This is a genomic window from Paractinoplanes durhamensis, from assembly GCF_016862175.1.
Classification (GTDB): Bacteria; Actinomycetota; Actinomycetes; order Mycobacteriales; family Micromonosporaceae; genus Actinoplanes; species Actinoplanes durhamensis.
Genome location: NZ_BOML01000046.1, coordinates 47956 through 69694, shown reverse-complemented (window position 1 = coordinate 69694; position 21739 = coordinate 47956). Strand labels below are relative to the sequence as shown.

General features: G+C 71.8%; 22 protein-coding genes. 10 read left to right on the top strand and 12 right to left on the bottom strand.

The features are described from left to right. Positions 1-5 precede the first annotated feature (5 nt). Positions 6-980, top strand: coding sequence for a sialidase family protein (locus tag Adu01nite_RS28810; RefSeq protein WP_203731219.1), 975 nt, complete (start codon positions 6-8; stop codon positions 978-980). A gap of 8 nt (positions 981-988) precedes the next feature. Here the strand turns inward: Adu01nite_RS28810 and Adu01nite_RS28805 are convergent, their stop codons facing one another. Beyond that, the gene (locus Adu01nite_RS28805; RefSeq protein ID WP_203731217.1) at positions 989-1831 is read right to left on the bottom strand and encodes a helix-turn-helix transcriptional regulator; all 843 of its coding nucleotides are present in this window, start codon (positions 1829-1831) and stop codon (positions 989-991) included. A 102-nt stretch (positions 1832-1933) separates the two neighbouring features. Between Adu01nite_RS28805 and Adu01nite_RS28800 the strand changes: the two genes are divergently transcribed. Further along, complete coding sequence (locus tag Adu01nite_RS28800; RefSeq protein ID WP_203731215.1) at positions 1934-2860, top strand: SDR family NAD(P)-dependent oxidoreductase; 927 nt, start codon at positions 1934-1936, stop codon at positions 2858-2860. On the opposite strand, the gene Adu01nite_RS28795 is transcribed toward Adu01nite_RS28800, so the two are convergent. Further along, positions 2857-4014: a PP2C family protein-serine/threonine phosphatase gene (locus Adu01nite_RS28795; protein ID WP_203731213.1), complete on the bottom strand. Its 1158-nt coding sequence runs from the start codon at positions 4012-4014 to the stop codon at positions 2857-2859. The two genes, Adu01nite_RS28800 and Adu01nite_RS28795, sit on opposite strands and share 4 nt — an antisense overlap. A 363-nt stretch (positions 4015-4377) precedes the next feature. Here Adu01nite_RS28795 and Adu01nite_RS28790 point away from each other — a divergent pair, with 363 nt between their 5' ends. Together Adu01nite_RS28790 and Adu01nite_RS28785 are read left to right on the top strand one after the other, a co-directional pair. Continuing rightward, complete coding sequence (locus tag Adu01nite_RS28790; protein ID WP_203731211.1) at positions 4378-5619, top strand: MFS transporter; 1242 nt, start codon at positions 4378-4380, stop codon at positions 5617-5619. A gap of 182 nt (positions 5620-5801) precedes the next feature. Continuing rightward, the gene (locus Adu01nite_RS28785; RefSeq protein ID WP_239132766.1) at positions 5802-6158 is read left to right on the top strand and encodes a PCC domain-containing protein; all 357 of its coding nucleotides are present in this window, start codon (positions 5802-5804) and stop codon (positions 6156-6158) included. Positions 6159-6200: 42 nt separating this feature from the next. Here Adu01nite_RS28785 and Adu01nite_RS28780 read toward each other — a convergent pair whose 3' ends face one another. After that, positions 6201-7817 (bottom strand): MFS transporter, encoded by a 1617-nt coding sequence (locus Adu01nite_RS28780; RefSeq protein ID WP_239132765.1) that lies wholly within the window; start codon positions 7815-7817, stop codon positions 6201-6203. Between the two features lie 67 nt (positions 7818-7884). Continuing rightward, the gene (locus Adu01nite_RS28775) at positions 7885-8352 is read right to left on the bottom strand and encodes a MarR family winged helix-turn-helix transcriptional regulator (protein WP_203731208.1); all 468 of its coding nucleotides are present in this window, start codon (positions 8350-8352) and stop codon (positions 7885-7887) included. A 175-nt stretch (positions 8353-8527) separates the two neighbouring features. Here Adu01nite_RS28775 and Adu01nite_RS28770 point away from each other — a divergent pair, with 175 nt between their 5' ends. Then, complete coding sequence (locus Adu01nite_RS28770; RefSeq protein ID WP_203731206.1) at positions 8528-9514, top strand: S66 peptidase family protein; 987 nt, start codon at positions 8528-8530, stop codon at positions 9512-9514. 221 nt (positions 9515-9735) lie between these two features. Beyond that, on the top strand, positions 9736-10980 hold the full coding sequence (gene fdhA, locus Adu01nite_RS28765) for a formaldehyde dehydrogenase, glutathione-independent (RefSeq protein WP_203731204.1): 1245 nt from the start codon (positions 9736-9738) through the stop codon (positions 10978-10980). Between the two features lie 241 nt (positions 10981-11221). Here the strand turns inward: fdhA and Adu01nite_RS48000 are convergent, their stop codons facing one another. The 4 genes from Adu01nite_RS48000 to metF all read right to left on the bottom strand — a co-directional run bounded on the left by Adu01nite_RS48000 (position 11222) and on the right by metF (position 14997). After that, entirely contained in the window at positions 11222-12790 is a 1569-nt protein-coding gene (locus Adu01nite_RS48000) for an HNH endonuclease signature motif containing protein (protein ID WP_239132764.1), read from the bottom strand. Positions 12791-12909: 119 nt separating this feature from the next. Continuing rightward, complete coding sequence (locus Adu01nite_RS28755; RefSeq protein ID WP_203731202.1) at positions 12910-13347, bottom strand: HNH endonuclease; 438 nt, start codon at positions 13345-13347, stop codon at positions 12910-12912. 67 nt (positions 13348-13414) lie between these two features. Continuing rightward, complete coding sequence (locus Adu01nite_RS28750; RefSeq protein WP_203731200.1) at positions 13415-14065, bottom strand: CDP-alcohol phosphatidyltransferase family protein; 651 nt, start codon at positions 14063-14065, stop codon at positions 13415-13417. 8 nt (positions 14066-14073) lie between these two features. Next, positions 14074-14997 (bottom strand): methylenetetrahydrofolate reductase [NAD(P)H], encoded by a 924-nt coding sequence (gene metF, locus Adu01nite_RS28745; protein WP_203731198.1) that lies wholly within the window; start codon positions 14995-14997, stop codon positions 14074-14076. 42 nt (positions 14998-15039) lie between these two features. Between metF and Adu01nite_RS28740 the strand changes: the two genes are divergently transcribed. Beyond that, positions 15040-16107 (top strand): polyprenyl synthetase family protein, encoded by a 1068-nt coding sequence (locus Adu01nite_RS28740; RefSeq protein WP_203731196.1) that lies wholly within the window; start codon positions 15040-15042, stop codon positions 16105-16107. A gap of 13 nt (positions 16108-16120) precedes the next feature. On the opposite strand, the gene Adu01nite_RS28735 is transcribed toward Adu01nite_RS28740, so the two are convergent. From Adu01nite_RS28735 to Adu01nite_RS28725, 3 genes are read right to left on the bottom strand one after another with little or no spacing between them, the layout of a single operon-like run. After that, entirely contained in the window at positions 16121-16471 is a 351-nt protein-coding gene (locus Adu01nite_RS28735; protein WP_203731194.1) for a lycopene cyclase domain-containing protein, read from the bottom strand. After that, positions 16468-16794 (bottom strand): lycopene cyclase domain-containing protein, encoded by a 327-nt coding sequence (locus Adu01nite_RS28730; RefSeq protein WP_203731193.1) that lies wholly within the window; start codon positions 16792-16794, stop codon positions 16468-16470. The genes Adu01nite_RS28735 and Adu01nite_RS28730 overlap by 4 nt, the downstream gene beginning before the upstream one ends. After that, a complete protein-coding gene (locus Adu01nite_RS28725) occupies positions 16794-17144 on the bottom strand; it encodes an Rv2175c family DNA-binding protein (protein ID WP_203731191.1) in 351 nt (116 codons plus the stop codon). Before Adu01nite_RS28725 ends, Adu01nite_RS28730 begins: the two co-directional genes overlap by 1 nt. A 32-nt stretch (positions 17145-17176) precedes the next feature. On the opposite strand from Adu01nite_RS28725, the gene Adu01nite_RS28720 reads away from it, so the two are divergent. The 3 genes from Adu01nite_RS28720 to Adu01nite_RS28710 all read left to right on the top strand — a co-directional run bounded on the left by Adu01nite_RS28720 (position 17177) and on the right by Adu01nite_RS28710 (position 20838). Further along, positions 17177-17881: a hypothetical protein gene (locus Adu01nite_RS28720; protein WP_203731190.1), complete on the top strand. Its 705-nt coding sequence runs from the start codon at positions 17177-17179 to the stop codon at positions 17879-17881. Between the two features lie 135 nt (positions 17882-18016). Beyond that, positions 18017-19966, top strand: coding sequence for a Stk1 family PASTA domain-containing Ser/Thr kinase (pknB, locus tag Adu01nite_RS28715; RefSeq protein ID WP_203731188.1), 1950 nt, complete (start codon positions 18017-18019; stop codon positions 19964-19966). Continuing rightward, entirely contained in the window at positions 19957-20838 is an 882-nt protein-coding gene (locus tag Adu01nite_RS28710; RefSeq protein WP_203731186.1) for a deoxyribonuclease IV, read from the top strand. Before pknB ends, Adu01nite_RS28710 begins: the two co-directional genes overlap by 10 nt. Here the strand turns inward: Adu01nite_RS28710 and Adu01nite_RS28705 are convergent. Then, positions 20822-21682 carry a LysR family transcriptional regulator gene (locus Adu01nite_RS28705; protein WP_203731185.1) on the bottom strand — a complete coding sequence of 287 codons (861 nt, stop codon included), beginning with the start codon at positions 21680-21682 and terminating at the stop codon, positions 20822-20824. The genes Adu01nite_RS28710 and Adu01nite_RS28705 overlap by 17 nt on opposite strands. Positions 21683-21739 lie beyond the last annotated feature (57 nt).

Here is a 21739-nt window from a genome sequence, read left to right as displayed (position 1 = left end):
GTGACATGTCCGAGCCGGTAGTGGTGGCAACGGCCGCCGACGGTCTGCAGGCGCACTTTCCCGACGTGGTCCGGTTGGCCGGCGGCAAGCTTGTCGCGGCCTATCGCGAAGGTGCCGGTCACATCAGTCACGAGGGCCGGATCGCGGTCGTGGCCTCCGACGACGACGGCCGCACCTGGAGCGAGCCGCAGGTCGTGGTCGACGGCCCGCACGACGACCGCGACCCGAAACTGGCGGTTCTCGCCGACGGGACGATCCTGCTCAGCTACTTCGTCCTCGAATGGACGAGCGAACGGGAGCACAAGAACCACGGCGTACAGGTACGCCGCAGCACCGACGAGGGCCGCACCTGGGGCGACCCGGTGCTGGTCGGCAGCCTGTGGTGGGCCTCGCACGGCGCCGCCGTCGAACTGCCCGGCGGTGACCTGCTGCTGCCGGTCTACAACCGGCCGCCCGGCGAGCGGTGGCACCGGGCGGTGGTCGTCCGCAGCACCGACGGCGGCCACACCTGGCCGGCCTCGTCCGAGGTGGCGCTGGCGACCGGGACGACATTCCACTTCCAGGAACCCACCCTCACCGTCCTGGACGGTCAGCTCGTCGCGCTGATCCGGACCACCGTCGAAACGGCGTACCTCGCAAGATCTTTTGACGACGGCCGCACCTGGACCGCCCCCGTGCCCACCGACATGCCGGCCTCGTCGCACCATGCGCTGCCGCTGGCCGGCGGCGAGGTCCTGGTCACCTACGGTGACCTTTCGAAGCGGTTCTCCGAGCACCGGGAAACCGTCGGGCGCCTGGTCCGGCGACCCCTGGAGACCTGGGACGGGTACGCCGACGTCCAGCTCTACGACTCCGGCCACCACGACCAGGCCAATCCGTCCAGCGTCGAACTGTCTCCGGGGCATTTCCTGACCCTCGGCTTCGACATCCCGGCGGCGACGGTCGTGGCCTTCTCCAGCTCGGCCGAGGACTATCCCTAGGTTTTCGCTCAGACCAGCGTCTGGGTACCCAGGACCACGGCCAGGGCCAGGCGCTCGGCGTCCTCGGTGCCCGGTTCGGCGGTGTAGACCGTGATCCGCAGATCGTCCATGGCGACGATGAGCGTGTCGCAGTCGAGAGTGATCCGGCCGACCGCCGGATGGTCGATCACCTTGTGCCTTGACATGTCGGCCGGCGGTGGCGGTGCCTCCGAGTCCCACAGCTCGGTGAAGCGCGGGCACTGCTCGGCCAGTTCGCCGGTCAGCCGGCGCAGCTCCCGGTCGGCGGGGTAGCGGGAAGCGGTCAGCCGGAGATCGGCGACCAGTCGCGCCTCGTGGTCGGCCTGCTCCTGCTCGGTGTGCACGACGCGGCTGGGGTGCCGGGTGAGGTTGCGCCAGACCGCGTTGCGTTCCAGCCCGCGCCACGCCGTCGTGTCGCCCATCAGCGCGTCGTAGGGCGCGTTGGCCAGCACCAGCGTCCAGGTGGCGTCGTAGACCACGACCGGCGTGTGCGCCAGCCGGTCGAGCAGGCGCTGCACGCTCGGGGTGACCCTGGACGGCACCACGTCGAGCCCCGGAGCGGCGTGCCCGGCCAGCTGATAGAGCAGGTCCCGCTCGGTGCCGGACAGCCGCAGGGCCCGGGCCAGCGACTCCACCACCTGCGCCGACGGCGCGGTCGCCCGGCCCTGCTCGAGGCGGGTCAGATAGTCGGCCGAGATGCCGGCCAGGCCGGCCAGCTCCTCGCGGCGCAGTCCGCTCGCCCGGCGGCGCCGCCCGGCCGGCACCCCGACCGCGTCGGGGCTGACCCGGTCCCGCCAGCGGCGCAGCGTACGGCCGAACTCCCAGCTCTCCACGCCTCCAGTCTGCGCGGCCCGGGCATGGTTGTCCTGGCCCTGGCAGTCCTACGAAAACGGAACGACTGCCTGCGATGCTCCGGCTCCGCCACGCTCCTGACCATGACAAACACCGTGCTGATCACCGGCCCGACCCGCGGCCTCGGGCGTGCCGCCACCCTCGCCATGGCCGGCCGTGCTCCTGGTGAACGCCCCGACCTCCTGCTGGTGGGCCGCAGCGGCAAGGCGCTCGCCGAGGTCGCCGCCGCGGCCCGCGCCCGCGGCGCTGTGGTTCACGAGATCGGATGTGACCTGGCCCGGCTCGCCGACGTGCGGGCGGCCGCGGCCACCGTCCGGGACCTGCTCGACTCCGGCGCGGTGCGGCCTCTGGGCGCGATCGTGGCCAACGCCGGCGCCATGACCACCGACACCCGGCTCGCCTCCGCCGACGGCTACGAGATGACCTTCGCCGTGAACTACCTGGCCCACGCCCAACTGATCGGCGACCTGCTCGACCGGGTTGCCGGCTCGGGCCGGATCGTGCTGCTGGGCTCCAACACGTACAGCGCGAACTTCTGGCGGAAGCTGCTGAGCGTGCCCGAGGCGGACTGGCGCGACCCGGTCGAGATCGCCCGGCCCGCGACCGGCGCGGCGAACCCGGGGATGAAGGCGGCCGGGGTCGCCTACTCCAACGCCAAGCTGGCGATCCTCTACTACGCCCATGAGCTGCAGCGCCAGGCCGGCCGGGACGTCAACGTGGCGGTCTTCGAACCCGGCTGGATGCCCGGCAGCTCCCTCGGCCGGGGAGCGCCCGAAGCCCTCCAGGCGATCGCGCGCGGCGTGGCGCGGCTGCCCGGGGTGTCCACCCCGGAGAGTTCCGGGCCGGAGCTGGCCTCGATCGCCCTCGACGACAGGTGGGCCGGCCTGCGCGACGGCGCCTTCGTGGTGCACGACAAGGTCACCGAGGTGAAGCCGGTCGCCCAGGACCGCGACCGGGAGCGCCGCCTGTGGGCAGCCACCGCCGAGCTCCTCCAGCGAACATCAGCCTAGTGGCGCCACTGCAGCATCGCCGCGGTCGCGTCGTCGCGGAGCTCGCCCTCCTCGTAGTCGACGATGGAGAGCACCAGCCGACGCATGATCTCCGGGGCGGTCAAGCCCGCCCGCAGAGCCGTGAGCATGAAGTCGGCCAGGCGCTCCGGCCCGAACTGGGTGCCGGTTGCGTCGCGCGCCTCGGTGATGCCATCGGTGTAGAGGACGATCGTGTCGCCCGGCTCGAGCTGCTGCTCGGTGACCCCCGGCGGCCGGTCGATCATGTGGCCGAGACCGAGCGGCAGGGCCGTCGGCGTGCGCAGCTGCGGCAGGTGCCGGCCGCCCCGCAGCATCAGCTCGGCCGGGTGGCCGGCGCTGATCCGCCGGTACCGCCCGGTCGTCGTGTCCAGCTCCACCAGCAGGGCGGTCACGAAACTGCCCGGGTACTGCGCGTGGATCCACTTGTCGATCGACCGGCACGTGTCGATCAGCGACAGCCCCGACCGGCGGGCGTTGCGGTAGGTGTTCAGCGTCAGCGTGGTCAGTGCACTGGCGCTGATCCCGTGCCCGACCGTGTCGAACAGCCCGACGTGCAGCAGATCCCCGTTGACCGCGTAGTCGAACGAGTCCCCGCCGACGTCGTAGCAGGGCTCCAGCACCGCGGTCACCACCGTGCCGTCGACCGCGCAGGTCAGCGGCGGTAGCTGATTCCAGATGATCTCGGCGGCCAGTTGCATGGGCAGCCGCCGCCGGGTGTGCTCGACCGCGTCCCCGTAGAACCGCCGGCTGGCGATCAGCTCGGCCACCAGCGCCGCGATCACCTCCAGGTCGCGCCGCGCCGCCGGCGACGGCAGTTCCTTGAACCCCAGCCCGAGTACGCCGAGCCGCTCGGCGCCGTGCAGCAGCGGCAGCCAGAGCCGCCCATCCTCGTGGGTGTCGGCCGCCGTGGTGAAACAGCGCCCGGCCGCCGTCCCCTCGACCTGTTGCGGTTCGACCTCGCCGTCCGCGCCGCCGAACAGCGGGCAGAGCGTCAACTGCCCGTAGTCGATGAGCAGAACCCCCGCCGACTCGGCGTCCAGCAGCGGCGCGACGTGCGCCATCACCGCGGGCAGATCTTCGGCCCGGCCCCGGTGCCGCAGCGCGAGCAGCCGCCGGATCGCCTCCATCGCGAGCATCGGCCCATCATTCAGCGGTTGCGGCAACACCGCCACCGGACCGGCCCGTTGCTAAAGTCACCGCTAGTCGCCCGGTCCCGTCATGGCCCGGGCCAGATATTCACTTCCGCTAATCACTTCCGCTATTCACTTCCGCCCGGCGATCGGGGTGGCGGTGTGGACGCGTGCCCCGTCCCGCCGCAGTCCTGAGCGTCCCGGTCGGGCCACGGGTCGCACCCTTGCTCTACCTGCTTCACCCGCTTCACCTGCTTCACCCGCTTCACCTGCTTCACCCGCTTCACCTGCTTCACCTGCTTCACCTGCTTGATCAGGCGCCGGCGACCCCGGTTGGTCCGCGTCGCCCGGCGGCGACGAGGACTCTCCATGTCCAGCTATCGATCGCTGCTGCGCATCCCCGGTGCCCCCGCGTTCTTCCTGGCCGCGGCCGTCGGCCGGGTCGGCATCGCGATGACCGGCCTCGCCCTGGTCTGGCTGGTGCACGCCCGCACCGGCTCCTACGGCACCGCCGGCCTGGTCACGGCGGGTTTCGCCCTGGCCGAGGCCCTGATCGGCCCGCAGCTGGCCCGGGTGGTCGACCGCCTGGGCCAGACCCGCGTCCTGCCGTTCTCGCTCCTGGCGCACGGCGCTGCCATCACCGCCGTCCTGCTCACCACGTCCCTGCCCACCACGTCCCTGCCCACCACGTCCCTGCCCACCACGTCCCTGCCCACCACGTCCCTGGCCGCCCTGATCGTCGCGGCCATCTGCGCCGGCGCGGCCGTGCCCCAGTTGGGCGCGCTCTCCGGCGCCCGCTGGGCGCACCTGCTGCGCGCGGAACGATCCGCCGAGCTGCCCGCCGCCTTCGCCCTGGAGTCCCTGGCCAACGCCACCGCGTTCCTCCTCGGCCCGGTCCTGGCAGCCACCCTCGGCGCGGCGGGTCACCCGGCCGTGGCCACCGCCATCGCCGCGACCCTGATCGTGACCGGCGGCGCCGCCCTGACCGCCCAGCCCCGCACCGCACCCCCGCCGGCCGCGAGCACCGCCCCCGGCACCGAAGGTTCGCTGCTACGACCGGCCTTCCTCCTGACCGCCATGCTCAACCTGGCGATCGGGCTCTACTTCGGCACGTTGAGCGTCGCGGTGAGCGCCTTCGCCGTCGGCCGCGGCACACCGGGCGCCGCCGCCCCGATCATGGCCGCCGCCAGCCTGGGCGGCCTGCTGTCCGGCTGGCTGTACGGCCTGCGCCGGCACCGCACCCCCGCCGACCGACAGCTGATCCTGGTCACGGCCTACTTGACCGGCGCGGGCCTGCTGCTCCCGCTGGCTCCATCGCCGATCTGGCTGGGCGCCGCCGTGGTGCTGACCGAGGCGGCCGTGCCGCCGACGCTGGTCCTGCTGAGCATCCGAACCGAGCGATCCGTCCACCCGGGAGTCCTGACCCAGGCCTTCACCTGGAACAACTCGAGCAGCGCGGCCGGGTCGGCCCTGGCCGCTTCCCTGGCCGGCCACCTGGCCGACGCCGCGGGCGCTCCCGCCGCCTTCACCCTGGCACCGGCCGCCGGCCTGCTCCTGCTCACGCTGTCCCTGGCCGCCCGGCGCCAGACCGCCCACCCTCAAACCACCTGATCCCAAACCACCTGATCCCAAACCGCGTGCTCCCGAGTCGCGTGCTCCCGAGTCGCGTGCTCCCGAGTCGCGTGCTCCCGAGTCGCGTGCTCCCGAGTCGCGTGCTCCCGAGTCGCATGTCCCTAGCTGCCTGTTCCCGAGCCGTTCAGTCCGAGCCGCCCGGCCCGGTGCAGACTGAGTCGGTGACCGGTTCGTATTTGGTGAAGGTGGCGAAGGGCCAGGAGGTCCTGGCAACGATCGCCGCCGCGGCGGCCGGCCTCGGCATCACCGACGGCGCGATCACGCTCATCGGTGCGGTCCATGAGGTACGGATCTCCGTGATGCGCAAGAACGATGCGCTGACCGACCTGATCCGCGACTACGCCCAGCCGTTCGAGCTAACCGGCACCGGGGAACTGGCCGGCGGGCAGATTCACGTGCACGCGACCCTCGCCGGCGAGGACCTGACGGTTGCCGGCCATCTCCATGCGGCCACGGTGCGCGACTTCTTCGTCCACGCCTACCTCAGCCCGCTCGAGATTTACCCGCGTGAGACGTAGAAGCCCGAGACGGCGCCAAGCTACTGCACGGGTAGAAGCTGGTCAGCGCGAGGCCTCGCACGCCGGTTGCTGCTGCCGGTCGTCGACGGCCGTGGCGGTGTGGACGGCTGACCCTGGCGCGGGCGGTGCTGCGGCGCCCGGCTGCCCGGGCGTGGGCGGCGCGAGGACGGTGTTCGGCTCGGGCGGTGCGAGGGCGGCTTCCATTTCCGTCGAGGGTGGTGTGGCGGCTCCCAGTTCCGGCGCGGGCCGCGCGGTGGCTCCCGGCTCCGGCGCGGGCGGTGCAGTGCCCGGCTCTGGGGTCTGCGGCAGGTGGCGCAGGAACAGGGCGGTGATCAGCAGGGCGGCCGTGACGAAGCCGGCCGCCACCAGGAAGCCCCGGATGTAGCCGTCGTGCAGGGCGGTCACCTCGGCGGAGCCGGCGGTGCGGTTGGCGGCCACCACGGCCAGGATCGAGAGGCCCAGGGCGCCGCCGGCCTGCTGGGCGGTGTTGGTGAAGCCGGAGACCATGCCGGTGTCGGCGGGGGCGGCGCCGGCCATCGCCAGCATGATGATGGCCGGGATGGCGACGCCGATGCCCAGGCCCATCACGATCAGGGGTGGGAGCAGGTCGGACACGTAGGACACGGTCACCGGGACCCGGTTCAGGAGCAGCAGGCCGGCCAGCAGCACGGTCAGGCCGGCGAGCAGAACCGGGCGCGGGCCGAAGCGGGCCGTCGCCCTCGGCGCCACGAACAGGGAGACGGCGCCGATCACCACCGGGGTCGGCAGGAAGGCCAGGCCGGTGGCCAGGGCGTCGTAGCCCATCACACGCTGGACGAACAGGGCGTTCAGGAACTGGAAACCCATCCCGGTGGCGAACAGCAGCAGGACGGCGGCGTTGGCGATCAGCAGCCACGGGCGGGACAGCACCCGCAGGGCGATCAGCGGGCGGCGGGCGAACCGCTGCCTCAGCAGGAACGCGGCGATCAGCAGCACGGACAGGGCGCCGGCGAGGACCGAGCTCGCGATGATGGCGTACACCCCGGCGGAAAGACCCGCGGTGATCAGCAACGCGCCCGGAAGATCCAGGCCCGCGGCGAAGCCGGGGCCGATCTCGCGGGGGAGCAGGCGGCGGCCGGCCAGATATACCGCGATGCCGATCGGGATGTTGATCAGGAAGATGGCGGGCCAGCCGACCCCGTCGGTCAGGATGCCGCCGGCCACGAAGCCGAACGCGGCGCCGCCGGCCTGCGTGAAGCTGTAGATGCCCATGGCCCGCGCCTGCGCGCCGGGCTCCGGGAACAGCCGCACGATCATGCCGATGACCACGGCGGCGGCCAGCGCGCCGCCGGCTCCCTGGACGAACCGGCCGGCGACCAGCCAGCCCGCCGTCGGAGCCAGCCCGCACAGCAGGCTGGCCACGGTGAACACGGCCAGCCCGGCCAGGAAGACCCGCCATGCTCCCAGCAGGTCGCCGAGGCGGCCAGCCAGCAGCAGCAGGCCGGCGAAGGCGACCAGGTAGGCGTTGACCACCCAGGAGACGCCGGCGGGAGAGAAGCCGAGGTCGCGCTGAATGTCCGGGACGGCGACGGCGACGATCGTGCTGTCCAGCACGATCATCAGCGACATGGCGCAGAGCACGGCCAGCGCGGCCGCGCGATGGTTCGCGGAAGGGCTCATGACTCGACCGTAGCAGATAATCCGCTAGCGGACTATCTGAAAGCCACCTACCTGCTTGCCTCCCTGCCTACCGGCCGCGCGCGCGGCGGATCGGCTGCGGGCCGGGGTCCTTCGGGGTTTCGGCGAGTACGCCGAGGGCGGCCACGAACGCGGCCCGGTCGGCCGGGGTCAGCGCGTGCAGGGCGTCGGCGTGCACCCGGTCGACGATGCGCTGGCCCTCCTCGGCGGCAGCGCGCCCCTTCTCGGTGACCGCGATGATCCGGGCCCGCCGGTCGGTCGCCGAGGGGCGCCGCTCGGCGTAACCGCGGCGCTCCAGGTCGTCGACGGTGCTGACCATGGTGGTCTTGTCGAGGTCGGCGAGGGCCGCCAACTGGATCTGGGTGCGCTCCTCCTCCAGGGCGTGGATCAGCACGCACTGCATGCGGGGCGTGAGGTCGACGTCGGCGAGCGCGGCGCCGAGCCGGTTGGAGAGCACGTGGCCGGCCATGTTGAGCAGGCCGGTGATGTCACGCTCGGTGCGATCAGGTGCTGCCATGGGGGCAATCCTAGCCGCGGATCATCCGCTACCAGATGATCCGTCGCCGGGACGACTCTGCCTGTATGTGCGTAGTGGCCGGATGTGCGTAGTGGCCGGATGTGCGTGGTGGCCGGATGTGCGGGGCGGGCGGAAATGCGTGGCCGGCTGTCGCGCGGGTGCGAATACTGCGCTGATGACCGTTTCGGCGTCACCTCGGCTGCTTCGACCCCGTGCGCTGCGGCCCGGCGATCTCGTCGTCATCGCTGCGCTGTCCGGGCCGCTGCCCTCGGCGTACGAAAGGAATGTCGAGCAGACGGTGGCCGTACTCCAGGGAATGGGGTTTCGGGTGCGCCGGGCACCGCTGCTGCAGGTCGGGCGGCAGCGGTGGTGGAGTGCGGCCGCGCCGGCCGAGATCGCCGCGGAGCTCAACGGTCTTCTTCGTGACCCGGAGGTCCGGGCGATCGTGGCGAGTGACGGCGGCCAGACGGTGTTCGGTTACCTCGACCTGATCGACTTCGAAGCGATCCGGGCCGATCCCAAGCCGATTCTCGGCTACAGCGACATCTCCCTGCTGCATCTGGTGCTGCATGCCCGTACGGGCCTGGTCGGGTTTCATGCCGATATGGCCGTGCCCGGCTTCGGCGGACACTGGCAGGCGGCGCCTGCGGCACGCCGGGCGGAGCTCGAGAAGCTGTACGCGAGGTTGCTGACCGATACCGCGGCGATCGGTGCGCTGCCGGCGAGCCCGTCGTGGGAGTGCTGGCGACCCGGTCGCGTCCAGGGCCCGCTGATCGGCGGCGTGATCAACCGCATCGCGCTGGTGCAGGCGACGCCGTTCGCGGTGCCGCTCGAGCGGTTCGACGGTGCTGTGCTGTTCTGGGAGGAGCTCGGCGGCCATGCCTCGTACGTATGGAGTTATCTGCAGGTGATGCGGCACTCCGGCATCCTCGATCGGATCGCCGGCATGGTCGTGGGCATCCCGCGCGACATCGCCGGGCTCGACGAATCGCCCCTTGCCGAGATCGTCCTCGACGTGCTCGGCGACCGTGACATCCCGGTGCTGGGCAACGTCGAGATCGGGCACGCCGGCCCGAACCTGCCGATGCCGGTCGGCATCCGCGCCGACCTCGATGCGCAGCAGCGGACCCTGTCATTGCTCGACCCTGCGGTAGCGCGGTGATGCCTGAAGCAGCGATGTCTGAAGCGGCGATGCCTGAAGCAGGGATGTCTGAAGCAGGGATGTCTGAAGCAGGGATGTCTGAAGCAGGGATGTCTGAAGCAGGGATGTCTGAATCGGCAGGACTTGTCACAATCGACGGTTCTGTTTCCGGCCCGGTCGGCGTTACATGGCCGTAATGGCGGCGTGACTATCCGTCGCCGTTCCGACGATGGGAGGCAACGATGCCAGCCAATCGCGCAGTGGTCTATCAGGGCCCCGGCAAGGTCGAGATCCAGGACATCGCTTATCCGGGCTACGAGATGCGGGACGGTCCCGGCGTCAACAAGGCCAACATCGGCCGCCGTACGCCGCACGGGGCGATCCTGCGGACCGTGGCCAGCAACATCTGCGGCAGCGACCAGCACATGGTCCGCGGGCGCACCACCGCGCCGGAAGGGCTCGTGCTCGGTCACGAGATCACCGGCGAGGTCATCGACGTCGGTTCGGACGTCGAGTTCGTCAAGGTCGGCGACATCTGCTCGGTGCCGTTCAACATCGCCTGCGGCCGCTGCCGCAACTGCAAGGAGGGCAAGACCGGCGTCTGTCTCAACGTCAACCCCGATCGGCCGGGTTCGGCGTACGGCTACGTCGACATGGGCGGCTGGGTCGGCGGGCAGGCGGAGTACGTGCTCGTCCCGTACGCGGACTGGAACCTGCTGAAGTTCCCCGACCGGGACCAGGCCCTGGAGAAGATCCTCGACCTGGCGATGCTCACCGACATCTTCCCGACCGGCTATCACGGTTGTGTCAGTGCCGGCGTGACCACCGGCTCGACCGTCTACATCGCCGGCGCCGGCCCGGTCGGTCTGGCCGCGGCCACCTCGGCGTGGCTGCTCGGCGCAGCCGTCGTGATCGTCGGCGACCTCAATGAGGAACGCCTCGCGCAGGCCCGCAGTTTCGGCTGCGAAACCGTCAACGTCGCGGACGGCGACCCGGCCGAGCAGGTCCAGCAGATCCTCGGCAGGGACGCCCCGGCGATCGGCCAGCCGCTTGTCGACTCCGCGGTCGACGCGGTCGGCTTCGAGGCCCGGGGGCACGGCCAGGACGCGCAGACCGAGATGCCGGCAACGGTGCTGAACTCGCTGATGGAGATCACCCGGGCCGGCGGCGCCATCGGTATCCCCGGCCTCTACGTGACCGGCGACCCGGGCGGCGTCGACGAGGCGGCCAAGGTTGGTTCGCTGTCGCTGCGCCTGGGTCTGGGCTGGGCCAAGTCGCACTCGTTCGTCACCGGCCAGTGCCCGGTGATGAAGTACAACCGGAACCTGATGATGGCGATCCTGCACGACCGGGTGCAGATCGCGAAGAACGTCAACGCCACGGCGATCCCCCTGGACCAGGCGCCGCAGGGCTACCAGGACTTCGACTCCGGCGCCGCGAAGAAGTACGTGCTGGACCCGCACGGCATGGTGCGATCGAAGGGGTGACGTCCGATGCGGGCCGGCGCGCGTACGCCGGCCCGCACCCGGTCATGGCCGCCTATGCGTGGCTGGGTGCGATGCGTGGCTGGGTGCGATGCGTGGCTGGGTGCGATGCGTGGCTGGGTGCGACACGTGGCTGGGTGCGACACGTAGCTGGGGCGCAGCACGTGGCTGGGCGGGCGGGCCGTTGGGCTCCGCCGCTGAGGAGTGCGGCTGGCTGAGGGGCGCCGCCGATGGCGGGTCTTGCCTATTCGCGTCGGTGGAAGATGTTGCGCCGGGGGCGGCGTTGTGCGTCGACGGTGGCGGGTGGGATGAATTCGGGGTGGCCGTCCGTGGCGAGGCGGGCCTTCCAATCGGTGTGGTGGATGACGCGGTGGTGATGTCGGCAGAGCAGGCAGGCGTTGGACAGCGCTGTTGGTCCACCGTCGGCCCACGGGATCAGATGATGGCCCTCGCACCACGCGGCAGGGCGATCGCAGCCGGGGAAGCTGCAGCCCCGATCCCGGAGGACGAGGGCCCGGCGTAGCGGGCCGGTGAACAGGCGGCGGGCTTGCCCGACGTCGAGGACCTGCCCGTCGGTGCCGAGAACGGCTGGGACCACCCGGGCGTCGCACGCCAGCAGGCGTGCTTCGGTGGCGCCGACCGGGGCTCCGGTATCCAGCCGACCGCAACCGCCCCCGCCGACCGAGGCTGCCGCGCTGGCCGCGCTGGGCGGGTTGGCCGCGCTGGTCGCGGCGGTCGGGCTTGGCGGTCTGGCGGCGCTGCGCGCTCTGGTGGCGGTGGTCGCGCTGGGCGGGGCGCCGGCGCTGGGCGGGTCGGCGGCGCTCGGCGGGCTGGGCACGCTGGATGGGGTGGCCGCGGCGGCGGCGCTGGCCGGGCTGGGCGCGCTGGTCGGGCTGGGCGCGCCGGTCGCGCTGGGCGGGTTGGCTGCGCTGGCCGCTGTGGGCGGGGTGGGCGCCTTGGTCGGGGTGAACGCGGTCGCCGGGGTGGTTCGGAGGGTGTCGAGGGGGATTGTTACCACCAGCTGGGCCGGGTCTCCGCCGGAGGTGGGCAGGTCTCCCTGGCGTAGGACCCGGTTGCAGATGTCGACCAGGGCGTCTGCTCGGCGCTGGGCCGGTGTGCGGGTCAGGTCGGCGTCGATCTGGGCGTCCTGGCCGGGGTGGCACAGTGGATCGAGGGCGGCGTTCACCGTGGCGGCGGCGGTGGTGTCCAGCCAGCCGGACAGGCGCACCCGGCCGTCGCCGAACGGGCTCATCGTGAAACCCCGGCTGCGGCGGGCGTTTTCCTCCTGGCGTTTCAGCAGCTCCGCGTCGTGGCGGTCGGCGGCCTCCGGGTCGATGTACGCGAGGATGCGGGCGCCCAGCCTGGCCAGGTTGGTGGGGTCGAAGTCGGCGGCGAAGGCTATCAGCGCGGACTCGGCCTCGGTGGTCTTGGCGGGGCCGGTGTCGGTGGGCAGGGCGGTCAGGGCCGTAGCGATCGTGCGGACCTGGTCGGCGGAGAGGGTGCCCGCGGTGATCGCGGCGTCGAGGGCGGGGAAGCGGGCCAGGGCAGCGGCGAGTGCGGTCAGTTGCTTGGCTTCCCAGATGCTGGTGCGCAGCCGCTGCCGCAGCCACACCGGGGTGCTGGACTGCGCCTCCTGTTGCGGGATGCCTCGCGACTCGGCCTCGTGGATCAGGCGGGCGGTGATCGCCAGGGTCTGCTGGGCGCAGGCCCACGCGGTTTCCAGGCCGGCCAGCACCTCGCTGTCGGCGCGCGACCACAGCGGTCCGTCGCACTTGGCGAGCAGGTCGCGGATCTCGGTCAGGTCCTCCAGCACCCCGACATGTTCGCACACCTGTACGACAAAACGCTCTGAGCTGCGGAAACAGCTCGGAATTCAGCCCCGAATACTGACGACCGGCGGGCCTGCCCCCGTGTCGGCCCGCCGGCCGCGAATTATGCGAACGTCGCCCAGGTCGGTGCGTACGGCCGCGTCCGCAAGGGCATCCGGGCCTCGGCCGGCGTCCGGTCGCGCTTGCGGTTGTTGCAGCGGCCGCACGCGGCCACCGTGTTGGTCCATTCGTTGGCGCCGCCGCGCGAGCGGGGCAGCACGTGGTCGATGGTGGAGGCCTGGGCGCCGCAGTAGGCGCAGGCGCCGTGGTCGCGGGCCAGCACGCCGGCGCGTGACCACACCGGGCCGCGGCTGTGCCGCCAGCGCGTCACCACGTAGCTGACCAGCCGCACGACGGTGGGCATCGGGTAGACGCCGATCCGGCGGTCCGGCTCGGCCTCGTGCACCACGGCGACCTGCCGGAACAGCATGCGGACGGCGTGCCGGAGACTGACCCGGTGCAGCGGGCCGCAGTCGGCGTTGAGGACCAGAACCGCGCTCATCGTGGCCACCTCCCCGTGACTGAGCGATGACAACACGGTAGAAAAGTGGTCCACCTCGGACAACCGATTAACGATCTCCGAGCTGTCGTCGCACGGCCACGGTGAGCTGCAGCAACCCGGTCGCGGCCAGGAAGATCCACACGATCATCGACATTTGGGCCAGAAAAGAGCCCAGGGCTGCGGTGCCCAGCAGTCCGGCGATCGCCACGATCACCCGTACCGGGCGTTCGGCGACCGTGACCACGCCGATCTCGGTCATTCCGGCGGCGGTCGCGCGGGCCCGCACGTATTCATGGAGCCAGCTCGCCGCGCCCGCCGCGACCACCAGTCCGCCCGGCGCTCCGGCCAGCCAGAACGCGAGCAGCCAGGCCGCCTCGCCGAGCCGGTCGGCGACCGAGTCGTACACGTAGCCGAGCCGGCTGGCCTTGCCGGTGACCACCGCGACGGCGCCGTCGAGCGTGTCGGCGAGCGCCGCCAGCAGCACCAGGATCGCGCCGGCAACGAGGCCCCATCCGCTCAGCGGCGCGAGCGCGGGAACACCGAAACACAGGATCAGACCCCCGGTGGTCACGGCCGAGGGCCCGATGCGCTTACTACCGAGAAAAGAGCCGATGGTGTACGCCGTGTGCACCCAACCGCGGACCACGGGCATGGCCGTGGACGGATTGAATCCGCCGTGCAGCCGGGACCAGGCCACGGCGTACTCGTCCCAGGTCATGTGGGGTGTTATGCGGCGGCGGCGATCTGGGCGGGGGAGAGCAGCTGCCACACCTCGCGGGTCGCCGTCGAGCGGTTGAGCGTGATGAAGTGGATGCCCGGCACGCCCTCGTCGAGCAGCTTCGCGCACATCTCGGCGCACGCCTCGATGCCCAGCTCCCGCACCGCCGCCTCGTCGCCGGCGACCCGCTCGAAACGCTCCAGCAGCTTCGGCGGGAACGGCGCGCCGGACAGCTGCGAGGATCGCTCGATGGTGGCCATCCGGGTCACCGGCATCACGCCGGGCACGATCGGGGTCTCGCAGCTCGCCGCGGCCACCCGGTCGCGCAGGCGCAGATATTCGTCGGCGTCGAAGAACATCTGGGTGATCGCGAAGTCGGCGCCGGCCCGGCATTTGCGGACGAAGTTGGCGGTGTCGGTGTCGGTGTCGGCCGAGCGGGGATGCTTGTAGGGGAAGGCGGCCACGCCCACGCTGAAGTCGCCCGACTCCTTCAGGAGCCGGACCAGGTCCTCGGCGTAGAGGACGCCCTCGGGGTGCTGCACCCACTCGCCCATCGGGTCGCCGGGCGGGTCGCCGCGCACGGCCAGGACGTTGCGGATGCCCGCGCCGGCCAGCCGGCCGATCACGTTGCGCAGCTCGGCGATCGAGTGGTTGACCGCGGTCAGGTGCGCCATCGGCAGCAGGGTGGTCTCGGTGGCGACCCGCTCGGTGACCGCGACGGTGGTGTCCCGCGTGGTGCCGCCCGCGCCGTACGTGATCGAGACGAAACTCGGCCGCAGCGTCTCCAGCTCGCGGATGGCCCGCCAGAGCAGCTTTTCGCCCTCGGCCGTCTTGGGCGGGAAGAACTCGAACGAGAAGGTCGGCCCGGCACCCCGGATCAGCTCACCGATCGCCGGTGTGCCGGGTAAACGTGAAGGAAGTCCGAGAGCCACGTCGGAGACTCTACCGCCGGGGTGTCGGCTAGCGTTTGCCCCGTGACCTCCCCTGTCGAAGTGGCCGGCCTGCGACCTCGGGTCGACAAGGCCCTCGCCGCGTTCCTCGCCGAGCAGCGCACCCGGCTGGCCGGGATCGATCCGGCCCTGGCCGAGGTGTCCGACGCGCTCGAGGCGTTCGTGCTGGGTGGTGGCAAGCGGCTGCGGCCCGCCTTCGCCTACTGGGGTTACCGCGGGGCCGGCGGCACCGACAGCGACCTGGTGGTGGCCGCGGTCGCGGCGCTCGAGCTGGTGCAGGCGAGCGCGCTGATCCACGACGATCTGATGGACCGCTCGGACACCCGGCGTGGCGAGCCGTCGGTGCATCGCCGGTTCGAGAGCCGGCACGCCGCGGCCGGGTGGCGGGGTGCGGCGTCGTCGTTCGGTGACGCGGCGGCGGTGCTGCTCGGCGATCTGGCGCTGGTCTGGTCGGACGAGCTGCTGCACACGTCGGGGCTGACGCCGGCCGAGCTGACCCGGGCCCGGCCGGTCTTCGACGAGATGCGCACCGAGGTGACCGCCGGCCAGTACCTGGACGTGCTCACCCAGGCGACCGCGGACACCTCGCTGGAGCGGGCCGGCAAGGTGGCCCGCTTCAAGGCCGCGAAATACACGGTCGAGCGACCGCTGCTGCTGGGCGCGGCCATCGCGGGAGCGCCGGCGGAGATCTTCGCGGCGTACACGGCGTTCGGGCTCCCGCTCGGGGAGGCGTTCCAGCTGCGCGACGACGTGCTGGGGGTCTTCGGCGATCCGTCGCAGACCGGCAAGCCGGCCGGGGACGACCTGCGCGAGGGAAAGCGGACGTACCTGGTCGCGGCGGCCTTCGGGGCGCTCGGCGACGGCGCGTGGGACGAATTGGACACCGGTCTGGGCGACCAGTCGCTCACCGACGAGGGCGTGGAGCGGTTGCGGGCCCTGATCCGGGACAGCGGGGCGCTGGCCGCCACCGAGCGGCGGATCGACGAGCTGATGACGGCGTCGCTGGCCGCGCTCGAGGGCGCCGACCTGGACGAGGAGGCGCGCACGGTGCTCCGTGCGCTTGCGGACGCCGCTACCCGACGTACGGTATAAGCGCTTTTGGGGGTTATCGGCGAAGCCGGCGGAGTAGCGCGCTTCCCTCGCCGGCCCTCGGCTCGCGTTGCACGCCGCGGCGGCCCCACCACACCCACAGATCGAGGGTGAGCAGAACCAGGGCAAAACCGAAGATCAAGTCCTCGACCGGGGCGTACGCGATCCGTAGCCCCAGGATGTCGCCGGGGTTGTACATCACGATGTTCCGGCCGGTCAGGATGCCGTTCGAGAGCAGCTGGAACGTGATGATGATCGGGTAGGTCGCCCAGAAGACCGCCCGGCGCAGCAGGCGCACCCGCAGCACGAAGAGATCCAGCACGGCGGCGATCAGAACGCCGAGGATGGCAGCTGCGGTGTAGGTCACTCGTCGCCGGCCGGTTTGCCCAGGACGGCCCGGACCGCCTCGAAACCGAGGATCGCGCAGACCGGGACCACCGCGAAGAACAGCACCTCGTCCAGCGGCAGGCCGCCCGGGAAGACGATCCCGGTGGTCTGCGCCGGATCGAAGTGCCAGTGCCCGGCCGCGATCGCCGCCAGGTCCCAGAGCACGAAGACGATCACCACCGGGACGACGGCCAGCAACAGCCGCCGCCACCGGCGGAAAACGTTCACCCGCAGCACCGGCTCGAGCCAGCTCGCGGCCCCGAAGCAACCTGCCAGGACCAGCAGGTAGGCGAGGTGCAGCACTAGAAGCCGAGGGCCTGCGCCCGCCGCTTCACCTCGCGTGCCCGGTCGCCGCCCAGCCCGAGCGCGGCGTTGCCGTCGACGGTCGGGTCGGGCTCGTAGAGCCACCGGAGGGCTTCTTCGTCGTTATACCCGGCGTCGCGCAGCAAGGTCAGGATGCCGGGGAGGTGCTTCAGGACGGTGCTGTTGGCCACCAGTTCCGCGGGGACCTTGCGGACCCCGTCGTGCTTGACGGCCAGCAGGTGCCCGTCCCGGATCATCTGATGGATCTTGCTGATCGACACGTCGAATTTCTCGGCGAGGTCCGGCAGGTTGACCCAGGCGGCCGGCCCGGCGGTTACGGAATCGCTCACACCTACAGCGTGCCAGATCGGAGAACGAACGCATGAGCCTGCTGCGGAGAGTCCGCACCGAGCTGACCGGCGCAGTGCGCTCGGTCCGCTACGACATGGGCCGGCGACCGGTCGAGCCGCCGTCGGGCGGACCGGACATGACGTCGACCGGGATGAACACGTTCGGTGGCTTCACCGGCTTCGACATTCACTCCCAGAGTCTTCCCGTCGCACAGGTCAGGCGGCCGCGGCGGGCCCTTGCCGTCACCGCTCTCGGGGTGCTGACCGTGGTCGGGGCGGTCGGCGCCTACCTGGGCGTGGTCAGCGGGCTGGGGTCGCTGCTGGGGGAGACGCCGGCGGCCGCGGACACGTTTCCGCCGCAGCCCGCGGTGACCAGCGTCTACACCCCCAACGCCGGGATCGGCGCCGGGCCGGCGGCGGGGCGCACGAGCGCACCCCGTACCCGGGCCGCGAAAGCCCGGCCGGCCGCACCCACCCCGGCCACGACCGATCCGGTGACCATGCCGGCACGGAAGGTGAGTCCGATTCGGACCACCAAGCCGGCGAAGACCGCCGTCGCCGGTGCGCACCCGCCGGTGCCGACGCCGACCGTGCCCAGTCCGTCGGTGTCGCTGTCGCCCTCCGGCTCGCCGTCGCCCAGTGCCTCCGTCTCATCGAGCGAGACCTCGGCCACACCCGCCGATTCGGTCGAACCCGGCGAATCACCGGATTCCTGGTATCGCCGCCGACACAACTAAATCGCCCTTTGTCGGGGCAGACGTCCGATGGGCCGCTCATGGAAGCCGCTGGTCAGGCTCGCGGGCGTACCCGTTTGGACTCAGCTGTGACATCCTGGTCTGCCCCCACACGAAAGACACATACACTTCACGCCGATGGACACCACAGTCGCCGACACGTTGATCGGCACGACGATTGACGGCCGCTACCGGATCACCGGTCGCGTGGCCCGTGGTGGCATGGCGACCGTCTACACGGCCACCGATCAGCGACTCGAACGCACCGTGGCCCTGAAGATCATTCATCCCTCGCAGGCGACGAATGTCCACTTCGTGGACAGGTTCACCGACGAGGCCAAGACGATCGCCAGGCTCACCCACCCCAACGTCGTGGCCGTGTACGACCAGGGCCGCCACCAGGGCCTGCCCTACCTCGTCATGGAGTACGTGCACGGTCGCACGCTGCGTGACGTGCTCACCCAGCGCCGCCGGCTCAGCCCCAGCGAGGCCTGCGCGATCCTCGAGCAGATGCTCGCCGCGATCGCCGCCGCGCACCGGGCCGGGCTGGTCCACCGCGACGTCAAGCCGGAGAACGTGCTGGTCGCCGAGGCGCCCAGCGGCGGTTCCGGCAATCTGGTCGACGCCGTGGTCAAGGTGGCCGACTTCGGCCTGGCCCGCGCGGTCGAGGCGAGCAGCGTCGACGACTCCGGCCAGCTGATGGCCACCGTCGCCTACGTCGCCCCCGAGCTGGTGACGGACGGGCACGCGGACGCCCGCACCGACGTCTACTCGGCCGGCATCGTGCTCTACGAGATGCTCACCGGCCGCGTCCCGTTCGACGGCGACGACCCGGTCGAGGTCGCCTGGCAGCACGTCGACAACGACGTCCCGCCGCCGTCGGCGATCGTCAAGGGCGTCCCCAAGGCGCTCGACGACCTGGTCGCCCGGGCCACCCGCCGCGACCCGGGCGCGCGGCCCACCGACGCCGGTGCGCTGCTCGGCGAGGTCCAGTCGGTCCGCGACGACCTGGGTGCCGCCAACGTCGAGACCGCCCTGCTGCGCCAGGTGCCGCAGTCCCGGCCCGGCGCTCCCGGCGCCCCCGGCGCCGCCGACGCGACCGCGATGATGTCCGCGGTGACCGACCGGCCCAGCTGGGCGAAGCTGCCCGAGCAGGCCCGTGCCGCGCAGACGTACCGGCGCGGCGACGCCCGGCTCTCCGGCGGCCCCCGGTTCGACCGCCGCCGCATCCTGCTGTCCTCGGCCGTCGCCCTGATGGTGCTGGTCGTGCTGGGCAGCACCTGGTATGTGACGCTCGGTCGCTACACCGAGGCGCCGAGCATGATCAACATGACGAAGGTGCAGGCCGAGCTGTATGCCCGGCAGAACAACTTCGAGATCTTCTACGGCGACGGCGCCTACAACGAGACCGTCCCCAAGGACTCGGTGATCAGCCAGGACCCGGCGCCGAAGGGGCGGATCGTCAACGGCGGTCGGCTCAACCTCGTGCTGTCGCTGGGCCCGGAGCGCTTCCAGGTGCCCGATCTCAACGGGATCGAGTTGGCCGCGGCCAAGGCCGAGCTGGAGCAGAACGGCCTGAAGGTCAAGCAGGGCACCGCACAGTACGACGACATCGTCCCGGAGGGCTCGGTGCTGTCCACCGACCCGGCGAAGGGCACCGAGCTCAAGCGCGGCGACACGGTCACCCTCGTGGTGAGCAAGGGCCGCGCGCCGATCTCCGTGCCCGACCTGGTCGGTAAGAACATCAACGACGCCCGTAACCAGCTGCAGGGGCTCGGCCTGACCGCCGTCGAGCGGTACAAGGACAGCGACCAGCCGGCCGACACGGTGATCGCGCAGACCCCGAAGTCGGGCTCCGGCGCGGCCAAGGACGCCGAGGTCACCCTCGACGTCAGCAAGGGCCCGCCGCTGGTCACCGTCCCCGACCTCAACAACCAGGCCTGCCAGCAGGCGCAGGCCACGCTGCAGGGGATGAACCTGCGGGTGCGGGTCGAGGGCTTCAACCAGAACGGTTTCGTACGCCAGCAGAACCCGGGCGCCAACACCCAGGTGGCACCGCAGACCGAAGTGGTCATCGCATGCTTCTAGACGGAGTCGCCGCGATCCCCGCTCAGCGGCGGATCGGGTCGCACACCAAGACGTCCGGCGGGCTGGCGAAGGCCGCCCTGCCGTACGTGGACGCCGCCGGGTCGGAGACGTTGCAGGTGTACGTCTCCAACTCGCGCGGCTGGGCGCTGCCGCCCGGCGACCCGAAGCAGGACACGCTGTTCCGGGACGGGATCGGCGAGCGCGGCCTCCCGGCGTACGTTCATGCGTCGCTCCTGGTCAATCTCGGGTCACCGACCGAGCTGACCGTCGAACGCTCGATCGCGACCCTGGCCCACGCCCTGGAGCGCGGCCGGGCGATCGGCGCGGCCGCGGTGGTCTACCACGCGGGCAGCTCGGTCGACGCCGAGCACGACGAGAAGGCGATGCACCAGCTGCACGAGGCGCTGATGCCGCTGCTCGACGACGCGGCCGCCCGCGGCCTGCCGAAACTTCTGGTCGAGCCGAGCGCCGGCGGTGGCCGCAGCCTGGCGTCGAAGGTGCAGGATCTCGGCCCCTACCTGGCCGCCGCCGAGCAGCACCCGTGGCTGGGCGTCTGCTTCGACACCTGCCACGCCTGGGCGGCCGGGCACGACCTGGCCACCCCGGGCGGGATGACCGCGACGCTGGACGCGCTGATCGCCACGGTCGGCGCCGACCGGCTCATGCTGATCCACGCGAACGACTCGAAGGACGAGTGCGGCTCGACCCGCGACCGGCACGAGACGATCGGCCGGGGGCGGATCGGCGAGGCCGCGTTCGCCGAGCTGATGACCCACCCGGCCGTCGCCGCGGTGCCGGTGATCGTGGAGACCCCGTCGGTCGAGCACGAAGGGCACGCGGCCGACATCGCGCTGCTCAAGTCGCTGCGCTGAGAAGTTCCCGCAGCCGGGCCGCCGGTCCCTCCTCGTCGCGCAGCGACAGCAGCTCCACCCGGTGCACCAGGCGGGCCAGCGGCACGCCGGTCAGGCCGTCGTGCGCGGCCACCAGCGGGGCGGGCAGCACGGCCAGGCCGTGGCCGGCGGCGACCAGGCCGGCCAGCACCGCGGTGTCGCCGCCGTCGTAGCGCAGGCCCGCGCGCAGGCCGTCGACCGGCAGCCGGGCGAACGGGGCCACCTCGGGCGCGTCGATCCAGTAGGCGTCGGTCAGGTCGGTCAGGTCGACCCGTTTCCGGCCCCGCAACGGGTGGCCGGCCGGCACCGCCAGCACGGCCGGGCTCTCCGCGACGCCGATCGCGCGGGGGCCGCCGTCCGGCAGCCGCAACGGGTCGCTCGGCGCCGCGAAGCCGTCGACCAGGCCCAGGTCGTACTCGCCGGTCGCCACCGCGTCGACGATCCGGTCGCGGGCGGCGACCTTCAGGTGGGTGCGCAGCAGCGCCGACTCGGCCCGGATCGTCGCCAGGGCGGCCGCCACCGGCGCGGCCCAGGCCAGCGGGGTGAGGCCGAGAACCAGTCGGCCCGGCGGGGCGAGCGCACGGGTCACGTCGGCGCGGGCGGCTTCCAGGCGTACCAGAATAAGCGCCGCATGCCGCCGCAACCTTTCGCCCGCCGGGGTTGGCGTCACCGGGCGCCGGGTGAACAGCGGGGTGCCGAGATCGGCCTCCAGGGTCGCGATGTGCTGCGAGACCGCCGACTGGGTGTATTGCAGGCGCTGCGCGGCCGCCGAGAAGGAACCGGTGTCGGCCACGGCCAGGAACGTGCGGAGCAGGTGGGGATCCACATCAGGGATGCTAATGGAGCGTGCAGGTTTCATCGTTGGACGTGATGTCACCGGCGG